At 36.3% G+C, this 12,987-nt stretch carries 11 protein-coding genes and 1 riboswitch; of the genes, 5 read left to right on the forward strand and 6 right to left on the reverse strand.

Features of this window, described 5'->3' with window-relative positions:
• Positions 1–194 precede the first annotated feature (194 nt).
• The 5 genes from G4Z05_RS15705 to G4Z05_RS15725 form a co-directional block, all read right to left on the reverse strand.
• Positions 195–1,631 (reverse strand): L,D-transpeptidase family protein, encoded by a 1,437-nt coding sequence (locus G4Z05_RS15705; RefSeq protein WP_163252723.1) that lies wholly within the window; start codon positions 1,629–1,631, stop codon positions 195–197.
• Positions 1,632–1,845: 214 nt separating this feature from the next.
• Complete coding sequence (locus tag G4Z05_RS15710; protein ID WP_163252724.1) at positions 1,846–3,192, reverse strand: GntP family permease; 1,347 nt, start codon at positions 3,190–3,192, stop codon at positions 1,846–1,848.
• A 21-nt stretch (positions 3,193–3,213) separates the two neighbouring features.
• Positions 3,214–4,755, reverse strand: coding sequence for a gluconokinase (gene gntK, locus G4Z05_RS15715; protein ID WP_163252726.1), 1,542 nt, complete (start codon positions 4,753–4,755; stop codon positions 3,214–3,216).
• On the reverse strand, positions 4,748–5,479 hold the full coding sequence (locus G4Z05_RS15720; RefSeq protein ID WP_163252727.1) for a GntR family transcriptional regulator: 732 nt from the start codon (positions 5,477–5,479) through the stop codon (positions 4,748–4,750). The genes gntK and G4Z05_RS15720 overlap by 8 nt, the downstream gene beginning before the upstream one ends.
• A gap of 206 nt (positions 5,480–5,685) precedes the next feature.
• Positions 5,686–6,717: an NAD-dependent epimerase gene (locus tag G4Z05_RS15725; protein ID WP_163252729.1), complete on the reverse strand. Its 1,032-nt coding sequence runs from the start codon at positions 6,715–6,717 to the stop codon at positions 5,686–5,688.
• A gap of 242 nt (positions 6,718–6,959) precedes the next feature.
• Positions 6,960–7,006: riboswitch (PreQ1 riboswitch) on the forward strand.
• A 124-nt stretch (positions 7,007–7,130) separates the two neighbouring features.
• Between G4Z05_RS15725 and queF the strand changes: the two genes are divergently transcribed.
• From queF to G4Z05_RS15750, 5 genes are all read left to right on the forward strand, one after another.
• Positions 7,131–7,631, forward strand: a complete 501-nt coding sequence (gene queF / locus G4Z05_RS15730) for a preQ(1) synthase (protein ID WP_163252731.1) — start codon at positions 7,131–7,133, stop codon at positions 7,629–7,631.
• A 15-nt stretch (positions 7,632–7,646) separates the two neighbouring features.
• Positions 7,647–8,273: a queuosine precursor transporter gene (locus G4Z05_RS15735; protein ID WP_163252732.1), complete on the forward strand. Its 627-nt coding sequence runs from the start codon at positions 7,647–7,649 to the stop codon at positions 8,271–8,273.
• A gap of 225 nt (positions 8,274–8,498) precedes the next feature.
• Positions 8,499–10,400, forward strand: a complete 1,902-nt coding sequence (locus G4Z05_RS15740) for a L,D-transpeptidase family protein (protein WP_163252733.1) — start codon at positions 8,499–8,501, stop codon at positions 10,398–10,400.
• Positions 10,401–10,798: 398 nt separating this feature from the next.
• Positions 10,799–11,965, forward strand: coding sequence for a ParM/StbA family protein (locus G4Z05_RS15745; RefSeq protein ID WP_163252735.1), 1,167 nt, complete (start codon positions 10,799–10,801; stop codon positions 11,963–11,965).
• Between the two features lie 16 nt (positions 11,966–11,981).
• Positions 11,982–12,572, forward strand: a complete 591-nt coding sequence (locus G4Z05_RS15750; RefSeq protein WP_163252737.1) for a hypothetical protein — start codon at positions 11,982–11,984, stop codon at positions 12,570–12,572.
• Positions 12,573–12,631: 59 nt separating this feature from the next.
• Here G4Z05_RS15750 and G4Z05_RS15755 read toward each other — a convergent pair whose 3' ends face one another.
• Entirely contained in the window at positions 12,632–12,769 is a 138-nt protein-coding gene (locus G4Z05_RS15755; RefSeq protein ID WP_163252738.1) for a DUF4023 domain-containing protein, read from the reverse strand.
• Positions 12,770–12,987: the final 218 nt, after the last annotated feature.

The following is a 12,987-nucleotide window of genomic DNA, read 5'->3' on the forward strand; positions in this document are numbered from 1 at the left end:
TAAAGAAACTGGCAAACTGGACTTGGACTAGTCCAAAAATGGTATAATAATTGACCCCGTAGGGGTCAAATTAAAGTTAATATAGACCAAAAATTGCTTAAAATTTGAAAAGGCATTTCGAATTAAGCTTATTCGGAATGCCTTTTGTCTACAATCTGAAAGAAGCAGGTAGCTGCTTCTTTTCTTGGTTCTTATTAGTAAACAATAACTGGTTGGTAAACACTTAAATTGTCATATACTTGTTTCATTATATTAGGCTGGACGTTCACACAGCCGCCCGATCCAGCTGTCAGATAGGCATTACTTGACCAGTTTGTCCGCCAGCTGGCGTCGTGGAATCCTTGTCCACTGTTAGTAAACGGAGCCCAGTAATTGACTTCGATCTCATATGCCGAACTCCCCGCTCTGCTCCCTTTAAGGACGTATGGCGATCTTTTATAAAGGATATACCACACACCTTTTGACGTATCCTCCCCAGTGTCATGTCGGCCTGTCACTACATTCGTTGTGAGGACCATTTTCCCGTTTTTATAGAGCCAAATCCGTTGTTCGGAAATGGATACTTCTGCATAGGTATCACCAATACCATTGTTTGTTAGTGTTTCATATCCATAGCCTTCACCTTTCCAACCATGGCCGACAATATTCGTTGCAGAAAGTGACTTTTTCCCTTTTTCAAAGGCTTCATGAATCAATGCAGTCTCTTTTTCTACATCCAGTGCCCAGCCGTATCCTTGTCCCTTTACAGATATGACTTTTCCTGAATGAGTTTTAAAAGTGAAATTTTTATCTAGAGTGGATTGTACATCATTGATTTCCTTAATTTTATTTTTAATATTACTTTCTTTGATTGATATCTTCATATCTTTGGAAACCGTAGCACTTTTGATGTATTCGCTTGCTTTTAATGTGTAAACTTTATCCTGTACTTTATATTCCAAGGTACGCCCAAGTAGTTCTTTCAGCTTTTTCTTTTGATTTTTAACAATCTCACTATCTTCTTTAACTGGTTGAATGTAAACAGGTTTCAGATGAATTTCACTTGTATATTTTTGCTTATCATAGTCTTTTAATAGACGAGCAATGTCATATTGCTCCCCGTTACTGCTTTTCGTTACGACAATTTTTCCTCGTTGCCAATGAGCTTGTGCATGTTGAGGTGCTTTTAAAGTTTTATTTAAGGCAACAAGCTTTTCTTCCAATTCTTTTTTTAGAATCTGACTGCGATAATAATGGGTTTCGCTAGACATTAACGAATAGTTTTTTGCTTTTGTTGAAGGAAAAAAAGTCCGTTGCTTTTGTAATATTTTTTTAACTGCAGGTAGATCCTCGTCGGTGATATTCATTTTTGTGTCTTTTCCATCTAGTATTTTTTGTTCGCCAATAAAGATGACATTTTTTAATACTGATTTTTGCAATTTTTTTACTGCTTGTTCAGCCGTCAGTCCACCAACATTTATCCCATTAATCTTGGTGTTTTTATTAAAATGTGTGCCCTGGTAATAACTAAATGCAGCAAATAGAAGTACAAGGGAAATGAGTCCCATCCACTTCCAGTTTTTATACCATTTAAGGGACTTAACTCGTTGTTTTTTTATTTTTTCCTTTGATTCTTGTAAGGTATTTGCCATGTAATAACCCCCTGCATACCTTTATGCTTTTTCTTCCAATATAAGAAAGTTGTTTGGAACATAAGATTTCCTCTTACATATTACTACTAATTTACTAGATATAATAGTAAGAACTATGTGGGATTTCATTTTTTTAACTGTGGAATACAGAAAGCCCAAATGAGGAGATCTATACTCTTCATTTGGGCTTTTGAACTATTGAACGTTATACTTTTTAAACAAATAAGCTTAGTAAAAGGATAAAGACTAGTCCGGCAACGGAGATAATCGTTTCTAATAGTGTCCATGTAGCAAAAGTTTCTTTCATGTTAAGGCCAAAATATTCTTTAAACATCCAGAAACCGGCATCATTGACATGGGAGGCAATTAAGCTTCCTGCCCCTGTTGCAAGTACAACTAATGCAAGATTCACGTCCGTTTGTCCTAACATGGGGATAACTAGACCAGCAGTGGTCAAGGCTGCAACGGTGGCAGATCCTAAAGATATACGTAAAATGGCTGCAATCAACCACGCAAGCAGAATTGGTGACATATTTGTATCCTTGAATAATTCAGCAACATAGTCACCGACACCACCATCAATTAATACTTGTTTGAAGGCACCCCCACCTCCAATGATTAAAAGCATCATCCCAATATGCAAAATGGCAGTGGTACAGGAATCCATAATATCCTTCATTGGAATTTTTCTTGCCAATCCCATCGTGTAAATAGCAACAAGTAACGAGATTAACATGGAAGTACCTGCATCACCAATAAAACGGATGGCCGCTAGAAAACCATTATCATCAAATCCCATCGTTTTTTGAATCAGTGTAATTATGGTTGCAATCGACATTAAAATAACTGGAAGGATGGCAGTAAATACACTAATTCCAAAACTAGGTGTGTCTTCAAGTTTAAAAACCTTTTGTTCGCCTAAAGAGGCAATGTTTCCTGTTTTATGGAAGGAATCTGGGACTAGTTTTTTAGCTAATTTTGTAAAGATTGGTCCAGCTAATAATACTGTAGGAATGGCGATAATAAAACCATACAGTAAAACTTCCCCAATGTTTGCACCATATTCGCCCGCAATAACTGTTGGTCCCGGGTGTGGTGGAAGGAAACCATGTGTGACAGATAAGGCAGCGGTCATTGGAATACCAAGATAGAGGATGGAAACCTTTAATTCTCTTGAAATAGCAAAGACAATTGGAATCAATAATACTAGTCCTACTTCAAAGAATAAGGCGACCCCGATAATGAATGAAGCAACAACAACAGCCCATTGAATGTTTTTCTCACCGAACTTGTTCACGAGGGTCATGGCAATCCGTTGTGCGCCTCCCGCGTCAGCGATTAATTTACCTAGCATGGCTCCAAGTCCAAATATTAATGCGAGATGGCCAAGTGTTCCACCTAATCCCGCTTCTATGGTTTTAACAATTTCTTCAAGAGGCATCCCAAGTGCTAAAGCGACACCGAATGATACAATGATTAATGAGATAAATGTATTTAATTTGAAACCCATGATAAGAATGAGCAAAGCTATAATTCCAATTGCGACAATAACTAAAGGCATTGATCGTTCCCCCTGTTCTTTTTAGTCGTATTTAAGTGAACTTCTTTGATAATCGGCGATCCTTTTATAATCCTCTTCTAACACTCTGGATAGATGAATAAAAATTGGCAGTAACTGTCTGTATTCTTTTGCTGCATTTTCATTCGGTGTATGTTTATAGGTACTACCGATCATGTCAGACACGACTTCAAACGATTCAATTTTACCTAAGGCATAAAGTCCTAAAATACAGGCGCCCAGACATGAGCTCTCATAGCTTTCTGGAACAACCACTTCTGATTCAAAGATGTCGGACATCATTTGCCGCCATACCTCTGATCTAGCGAAGCCTCCAGTTGCTTGGATACGGGTGACAGGACTATCCATGCACTCCGTTAATGCAAGAAATACAGTGTATAAATTATAGATAACCCCTTCTAATGCAGCCCGAATCATATGTTCTTTTTTATGTGAAAGGGTTAAACCGAAAAAGGAGCCACGCACGTCAGGATTCCATAATGGTGCGCGTTCACCAGCGAGATAGGGATGGAATAACAATCCTTCTGCCCCTGGTTTTACACGTTCAGCGATTTTGGTTAAGACTTCATATGGATCGATTCCAAGTCTTTTAGCCGTTTCTATTTCAGATGAGGCAAATTCATCGCGAATCCATCGTAAAACAATTCCTCCATTATTGACTGGTCCGCCAATAACCCAATGATTTTCGGTTAAGGCATAACAAAAAATTCTTCCCTTTTCATCCGTTTTTGGCTCATCAATGATGGTCCGAATGGCTCCACTTGTCCCTATGGTAACCGCAACCTCTCCTTTTTTAATAGCATTTACACCCAAATTGGAGAGTACGCCATCACTTGCACCAATGACAAAAGGGGTGTTTGGTTCGATTCCAATTTGTTTTGCTAGATCGGGATTACAATTTGTAAATACTTTTGTGGTTGGTACAAGCTCAGGTAATTGATCTCTAGTAATTCCTGCTATTTTTAATGCCTCTTCATCCCAATCCAAGTTTTTGAGGTTCATCAAACCCATCGCGGAAGCAATCGAATAATCGACTACATATTGATCAAAGAATTTTTTAAAAATATATTCCTTGATTCCAATATATTTTTTTGCTTTGGTAGCGATCTCAGGTCGCTCATTGACAATCCATGTAATTTTACTTAATGGCGACATAGGATGGATGGGCGTTCCTGTCCGTCTATAGACCTCATGTCCATTCCATTCATTTTTAATTTTATGAGACCATGCTTCACTACGGTTATCTGCCCAAGTAATACAAGGAGTTATTGGCTGATCTTTTTCATCCATTACTATGACACTATGCATGGCGCTACTGAAGGAAATAAATTCCGGTTGTTTATGTGGGTTCTGTTTCATAATGTTCGAAATGGCTTTTAATACAGCTTGAAAAATTTCATCTGGGCTTTGTTCGGCAGTTGATATATCTGGTGTATAAAGCGGATAGCCAATATTTTCTGTTTGAATGACTTCTCCTTTCTCAGAAAATAGAACCGCTTTCGTACTCGTCGTACCAATGTCTACCCCTAACATATAGCTAGTCATCTTGTTGCTCGACTCCTTTAGTTAACATTTGTTGTGACATCCAGAGATCTTCCACTTTCTCTTGAACATCATCAAAGTTTTTGTGTAATGATTCAATCATTAGTGCTCTATCTTTTGTTCTGATGGCCTCAATATAAAGTTCATGGTTATTTATAATTCTAGTAAAATCATCATATTTTTCTTTGATACGAGCACGCATCGATAAGAGAATAAGACTTTCCATTACCGGCTTTAAATTATCCCAAATCATCAAGATATAGGAATGATGAATAGACCGAATAATCGTTTCATGGAACATGATATCTTGATAGGAAAACTCATCCGCATCTTTATATTTGATTGCGACTTTCATCATTTCTAATATTTTGCTAAGTTCTTTTACTAATTCTTGAACATCCATTTTTACTAATCGTTCAAAGACAAACGTTTCGATGAGCAACCGAACATCATAAATTTCTTTTATTTCTTTTTCGGTTAAACCTATAACAACGGCCCCCATTCTTTCTAACCGAATGAGATTTTCAGAAGCCAGTGTTTTTAATGCTTCACGAACGGGAGACCGGCTTACGGAAAAATCTGCTGCTAATTTGTTTTCTGATAGAATGGCACCGCTTTCAACAATACCGGAAATAATCCGCATTCTTAGCTCACAGGCCACACGCTCTCCGGTTGAGGCTTTAGAAAGCCATTTTGTTGGATAAAGGAAATCTATTGATTCGGACATTCATCCACCTTCTTTAATTCGAGTATACTTGTATACAAGTATTATAACTAAGTTTTTTAATAATGCAAACGCTTTTATTCATTTATTATGTTTGAATAAAATAATAGATTTTAGAATCGTAGGTAGTTTACACTACTTTTAGATTCTTCCCCTTAGATAGCTGTGAGAAAGATTTTTGTTCTTTTTAACACCACAAAAAAATCCCTTCAATCTTGAAGGGATTTACTTTTCTCGTTTAAGTGATACATTTTATACCATTCGACAAAATGTCCTAGACCTGTTTCTAATGTAGTGGAAGGATAGAAACCCACATCTTTATGCAAATCAGTAATATCCGCATAGGTTTCCTTCACATCGCCCGGCTGCATAGGCAATAATTCTATTTTCGCTTTTTTGCCAATCAGTTTTTCTAATACTTGAATAAAAGACAATAAGTTTTCTGGGTGGTTGTTGCCGATATTATAAATTTTATAGGGGGCTTTACTTAAACTGATTCCAGGATTTTCTTTATCTCCACATGGCCTTGTTTTAGGTGGCTTATTTAATAAACGGATAATTCCTTCGACAATATCGTCGATGTAGGTGAAATCTCTTCTCATGTCACCATAATTAAATACCTTTATTATTTTTCCTTCAAATATATTTTTTGTAAAAGAGTAGTAGGCCATGTCAGGTCTTCCCCACGGTCCATAAACGGTAAAAAATCGAAGGCCAGTAGTAGGAATTTGATATAAATGGCTGTAGGTATGGGCGATTAATTCATTTGCTTTTTTCGTAGCTGCATAAAGACTTACCGGTTGGTCAACGGGGTCTTTTGTCGAAAAAGGGATATGGTTAGTTGCCCCATAGACAGAACTTGAGGAAGCATAAATGAAGTGGTCAACAGGATGATGTCTGCAAGCTTCTATAATATTAATAAACCCTACTAGATTGGATTGGACGTAGGCATGAGGATTTTCGAGACTATAGCGAACGCCAGCCTGAGCAGCTAAATGAATGACAATTCTTATGGAATTATTTCTAAAAATGGAATTCAATGCGCTCCTGTCGGTTAGATCCATTTTATTAAATTCAAATTGAGGATAAACCTTTAAAAGTTCTAGCCTGTCCACCTTTAAACAAGGATCATAATAGTCATTTAAATTATCAATGCCAATCACGTGATGGCCAAGTGTTAACAATCGTTTGGAAAGATGAAATCCAATAAAGCCAGCCGCCCCTGTCACTAAAATGGTCATTATTTTATCTCTTCTCCTTTCGAAATGGTTCCAATCCGTAATACGATACAATATGCATCAGGAGATAAAGAGGTATGGATATTTGCACGAAAAAAAAGGATAGTATGTCTCCAAAATTTCTTGTTGGGATGCGTTAGTTCCAGTATATGCAGGTCTATTGGTGGTTAACATTTTTTTACATTGACACATATAAGGGGGATCACTATAGTATAATTAGAAAAAAAAGAATACCCGTAACTGAAACGGGAGAGGTTCATAGCTGATACCCTCTATAAAAAACTATGGATTCATGACAACTGGCCATGTCCATATTGGATGTGGCTTTTTATGTTTTTGTCCGTTTAGTTTGAATGAGAAGCGGAAACGAACCTCTCCTGTGAAAGTGGATTACACATTTTACAGGAGGTTTTTTTATGTCTGGAAGAACTTATGAAGAAGGATTAAAGGATTTAACATTGCTTGGGAATCAAGGAACAAAATACTTATTTGAATATTCCCCAGATGTGCTGGAAGCAGTTGATAATCTTCACCCAAATCGGGATTTTTTCGTGAAATTTAACTGTCCTGAATTTACCAGCCTGTGCCCGCTGACACGTCAGCCAGATTTTGCTACTATTTATATTTCTTATATTCCAGATAAAAAACTGGTGGAAAGTAAATCTTTGAAATTATATCTGTTCAGCTTTAGAAACCATGGAGACTTTCATGAGGATTGTGTGAATATTATCATGAATGATTTAATTAAACTCCTTGATCCAAAATATATTGAAGTTTGGGGCAAATTTACCCCTCGCGGTGGGATTTCAATTGATCCATGGTGTAATTATGGTAAACCGGGTACAAAGTATGAAGAGATGGCTCAATATCGCTTAATGAACCATGATCTTTACCCTGAAAAAGTAGATAATCGATAGGAAAGAGTTTAAGATATGCTTTTTTATTTAAATGGTATATTTACAGGATTGTTAATTTTGGCCAACATCACGGCAGTAAAGCTTTTCCATATAGGAAGTTGGGTAATATTGCCTGCAGCAGTAATTATCTATATTTTTACCTACCCTATTATTGATGTCATTACGGAGGTTTATGGAAAAAAAGATGCCCAAAGGACGATTCATGCAGGATTAATGACACAAATCCTTGCTTTAGGCTTTATAACAATTACGATCCATTTGCCTGAAGCGCCAGTATTTAAAGATCAGGAGTCTTTTGAGACCATTTTAAATGGAAGTTTTCGGGTGATACTTGCTAGCTTAATTTCTTACACTGTCAGTCAAAACTTGGATGTATTTGTTTTTAATTTATTAAAAAACAGACATGGGCAAAAGAAACTCTGGTTACGAAATAATGCCTCCACCATGCTAAGCCAATTAATTGATACAACTGTTTTTATCGTGATTGCTTTCTATGGAACAATACCGTTAGACGTACTAGGAACTTTAATCATTACTCAATATATTTTTAAATTTTTAGCAGCTATTTGTACGACTCCTATTGTTTATTTCCTGGTAGGGATTGCTAGGAAACAAGAAGCAAAAAATACTTTAGGTCAATAATTTTTTCAACCCCTTGGTCATAGACCAAGGGGTTTTGGTTTGTATTTTACATTATTTAATAAAATCGGGAAAATTTTGGACAAATAATCTTTTAGTCTCTAAAATTTTATAGTAATATTTAACCATAAAAATATTATACATATTACAACTTATTCACCAAATTATGACAAACTATTTAATTTATTTATGGTATTTTAATAGAAATATATAACCGGGGGAGGAAATATGAGAAAATTTACGGTCATTTTTGTATTAATACTTTGTATGTTTTTGAGTTATATACCAAAAGCAGATGCAGCGAGTTCACAATTAATTATTATTAATAAAAAGACAAACACTCTTGCATTCTATGAATCTGGAAAGTTGGTTCGTACATTTAGTGTAGCAACAGGGCGTACAAGGGATTTAACACCTGAAGGGACCTTTAAGATTGTAAATAAGATTGTGAATCGTCCGTATTATACGGGTGGCATTCCAGGGGGAGACCCGCGTAACCCGCTAGGAAACCGCTGGATGGGTATAGATGCTAGAGGGACATATGGTACAACCTACGCCATACATGGGAATAATAATGAAAGTTCTATTGGTAAGTATGTTAGCTCCGGTTGTGTACGAATGCATAACGCTGAAGTCCGCTGGCTTTTTGATCGGGTAAAATTATATACCCCAGTCATTATTATTCATTCTAGTAAAAGCTTTGATGTGATTGCGAAGGAAAAAGGATATTCGGTTGAATCAAATGGTTGGGTAAAAGTTAATGGCAATTGGTACTATTATGAAAAAGGTGTGCCTAAAACCGGATGGCTAAAACAAGGGAGCCAATGGTATTACCTAGATAAAAATGGTGTGATGAAGACAGGTTGGGTCTTAGTCAACAACAAATGGTATTATCTTCAACAAAGTGGTGCCATGAAAACTGGTTGGTTATTTGATCGGGGCACATGGTATTTTCTTGATCAATCCGGTGCCATGAAGACCGGCTGGTTATACAATGGTGGAGCTTGGTATTACCTCAATAATAACGGTGCCATGAAAACTGGATGGTTAAAGGATAAAGGGACTTGGTATTACCTCAATAGTAACGGCGCTATGAAAACCGGATGGCTCTTGGATAAGAAAAAGTGGTATTATCTTGATAAAAGTGGAGCTATGAGAATTGGTTGGCTAAATGATTCAGGTAAGAAGTACTACTTGGACAATAATGGAGCAATGGTAACCGGCTGGTTAAAATACGAGAATAAATGGTATTACTTTAATAATAATGGTGCCATGAAAACCGGATGGCTCTTGGATAAGAAGAAGTGGTATTATCTTGATAAAAATGGAGCCATGAGAATTGGCTGGCTAAATGAATCAGGCCAGAAATACTACTTAGATAAAAGTGGAGCAATGGTAACCGGCTGGTTGAATATCGAAAATAAATGGTATTACTTCCAGAACAGTGGTGCTTTGTCTGTTAATACAATAGTTGACGGTTATAAAGTAGGTAAGGATGGAGCTAGGATTCTATACGTAGCGTTAGGTGACTCATTAGCTGCAGGAATTACTCCAGAAAATAAGGATGATTTAGGATATCCAGATTATATTGCCGATAAATTTGGCAAAAAATCAATTGGATTTAAAAATTTTGGTGTTCCAGGATATACATCTATTCAATTAAAAGATGATGTTCAAAAAAATAAGGAAGTACAAAAATTATTAGCTTCAGCGACTCATATTACAATTGATATCGGTGCGAATGATTTACTCCCATTATTGCCAGATAAGCCCGATGAAGCCTTAAATCCGACCGAAATAATGCAGGCTATTGGTGCCATTTCTAAGAACATTGATTCAATTCTTGGCACAATTGATAAGCTAAATCCAAATGTAAATGTGTATGTAATGGGATACTATAATGCGTTCCCATATTATCCGGAAGAACTTCAGAAACAGTTATTACCGTTGATAAAGGCATTAAACGATGAAATTAAAAAACAAGCTAATAAAAATGGCGACACATTTGTAGCAACTGATAGTATCATTGCTAGTGATATTAAGAAATATATACCAAACCCAGACAATATTCATCTAAGTAAATCCGGATATCAAGTCATTGCTGATGAATTTTGGAAAGTAATGAAGTAGATGGTATTTGATATTACTTAGAATATGAAATAGAAGGTGCCCTTCTTGGGTACCTTCTTTTTTTATAGATACCTTTAATCAAATCTATTTTTTGTAAAATTTGTTACATTTCCTTTATGTAAACATTTTTGTAAACATGTATACCGATTGTTGACATTATGTTTACAAGAGAGTTTACGTGTATACAAATACGTACACACCCTTTGATAGCACGATGTATACATATTTGTAATTTATGTTTACATAAATGTTTACTCATTTTCCAATGTTTACAAATTCGTATACTTTATTACACTTATATTTCTTTTTAGCTTGTGACATTGAAGTATCCAATTATCTTCTATACGCTTAATAGTAAAGAAAGTTTTTAATCTATTATGTGAAAAGGAATGATGTTGATGACGAAGTCTAGAATTGCTGCTGTAGACGTAGGCAATGACTCTGTTAAGGCCATTTTCGGTGAATTAGAACGTGAATTAAATATTCCAAACATTATTGCAAGAGACACAGAAGATCGGCCTGTAATCGGCATCGAAGATTTGGACAGTAAAGATCCGTTAGATGGAATCCATATTAGAGTCCACTCCCCTTCCTTAAAAGAAAACAATGTGATTTACCGTGTAGGGAATTTGGCAACGAAAAGTATTAATGCAACTGAACTAGATCCCGGCAGTAGTAAATCGGAGGAAGACCAAACATTAATTATGCTTTTTGCCACCCTGGCACTAGATGCAGTGAATAGTGATTTTCCACGGAATAAGAATATTATTGATGCTAGCTATATACTTGGAACGGGTCTACCGCTTCGTGAAGTAAAAGAAGGAAAAGATGCAGGATATCGCTCAAAATTGCTTGGTTCTGTTCATCAGGTTGAGTTTCTCGTCACACCAAAATATCAGGGAATGAAGGTCAATATTAAATTTGACGAAGTGAAGGTTTATCCAGAAGGATTTGCTGCTTTTATCAACTTGGTAATGGATAATAGCTTAAAGATTATTAATAAAGACCTTATTGACAAGCGTATCTTAATTCAAGATATTGGAGGATTATCTACAGATATCGCGGTCATTAAAAACCGCAATGTTGATGATGACAAAGCTCAAGGGTTTAATCTTGGGGTTTCAGAATCCCTTGAGCAAATACGAGAAGAAATCCGGAAAAAACACGGCGTGGAACTTGATAGTCGTCGTGATGTCGTCGAAATTATTACAAAGAAAAATGACCGTAACCATATCATGGTGAAAGGAAGCCGGACAAGCGTTCATGATATCACTGACCGCATCCTGCTTGATTTGGCAAAGAAACAATACCGACTTCTGAGAAATGTTTGGGCCAAAAATTCGCAAACGGAAATTTGCTATTTTGTTGGTGGCGGTTCAATCATCTTAAAGGAATATATTAAAAATATAAACAACAGTCTAGATGGCTATAATATTGATTTCTTTGAGGATGAAAAGGAAAGCATTTGGATGATGGCTAACGCCTATTACAAGCTTATTAAGGATTTTATCCGTAAAACAGAAAAACAAAATACTGTTAAAGATAAAGCTCCAGTCAAAAGCTAATTAAAGGTGTGAGTCTATGAAAAAGACAGCCACTAAGGAGATTAAACGTGGACAGGCCATTTCTTTTCGCCTTCCCTCTGATACACCAGATTATCTTTTAAAACAGTTACAAAAAATAAAAGAAACAGAACGTAGGAACTTTTCTAGTAAGATTGCTGAGTTTGTCCTGCAAGGGGTTAGTCAATCTTTTTCACGGGAAAAAGAGACGATCACCATTCCCCTTCCGAAAGGATTAACAAAAGCGCAGCGTGATTGGCTGAAGCATGAGCATTCAGAAGCACTACTAGGAAGTATCCTATATCATTTAATTTCTGACCCTGTAAGGTCAACTGCACTGCTGGCCTCATTAAATAGCAATGCGGTAGATATTGATGAGGCACTATACCTTCAGGAAGAGTCAATTACAAGTCAACAGGTTGTTTCTTTCGATATGGAAACTGATATTCAACAAGATTTTACTGAAGGAATGGAAATGGAAGACGATTTAGAAGAGTTGACTTTGGAGGATTTGACACAGATAGACTCCCCCATGGAAAATCAAATGGAAGAGAAAGAACTGGACATTGATGATTTGTTAGGTGGCTTCTTAGCAAAAATGAATCAATAGTGGCGTCCTTTCCCCACCTGAATGATTTATTACGAAATTCGGGTGGGGAAAAGATCGTTTTAATGGGTTTTATTCGGCAGTTTTTTACTTGGTGAATCACTACCTTGATTTTCCCTGTTTTTCTGATCTTTTTTCTGTCTTTCCTGTAATTTTTCCACAAATTCATGGGTGCTACCGCTTTGAAGATTATGATCCATGTTATCCCTCCTTATTCCTTGAACAATGGTTAATGTATCCATAAGAATTGAAAAACATGCAAACAAAAAATCCCCTTGAAAAAGGGGATTGTCAGATTGTAGACAAAAGGCATTCCGAATAAACTTAATTCGAAATGCCTTTTCAAATTTTAAGCAATTTTTGGTCTATATTAACTTTAATTTGACCCCTACGGGGTCAATTATTATACCATTTTTGG

This window comes from Neobacillus thermocopriae (assembly GCF_010975035.1).
Lineage (GTDB): Bacteria > Bacillota > Bacilli > Bacillales > Cytobacillaceae > Neobacillus > Neobacillus thermocopriae.

Coding starts and splice junctions, on each gene's coding strand:
- G4Z05_RS15750 (WP_163252737.1), top strand. CDS start 11,982: ATGAAAAAGACAGCCACTAAGGAGATTAAACGTGGACAGGCCATTTCT.
- G4Z05_RS15720 (WP_163252727.1), bottom strand. CDS start 5,479: ATGTCCGAATCAATAGATTTCCTTTATCCAACAAAATGGCTTTCTAAA.
- G4Z05_RS15705 (WP_163252723.1), bottom strand. CDS start 1,631: ATGGCAAATACCTTACAAGAATCAAAGGAAAAAATAAAAAAACAACGA.
- G4Z05_RS15735 (WP_163252732.1), top strand. CDS start 7,647: ATGCTTTTTTATTTAAATGGTATATTTACAGGATTGTTAATTTTGGCC.
- queF (WP_163252731.1), top strand. CDS start 7,131: ATGTCTGGAAGAACTTATGAAGAAGGATTAAAGGATTTAACATTGCTT.
- G4Z05_RS15710 (WP_163252724.1), bottom strand. CDS start 3,192: ATGCCTTTAGTTATTGTCGCAATTGGAATTATAGCTTTGCTCATTCTT.
- G4Z05_RS15725 (WP_163252729.1), bottom strand. CDS start 6,717: ATGACCATTTTAGTGACAGGGGCGGCTGGCTTTATTGGATTTCATCTT.
- G4Z05_RS15745 (WP_163252735.1), top strand. CDS start 10,799: ATGACGAAGTCTAGAATTGCTGCTGTAGACGTAGGCAATGACTCTGTT.
- gntK (WP_163252726.1), bottom strand. CDS start 4,755: ATGACTAGCTATATGTTAGGGGTAGACATTGGTACGACGAGTACGAAA.
- G4Z05_RS15740 (WP_163252733.1), top strand. CDS start 8,499: ATGAGAAAATTTACGGTCATTTTTGTATTAATACTTTGTATGTTTTTG.
- G4Z05_RS15755 (WP_163252738.1), bottom strand. CDS start 12,769: ATGGATCATAATCTTCAAAGCGGTAGCACCCATGAATTTGTGGAAAAA.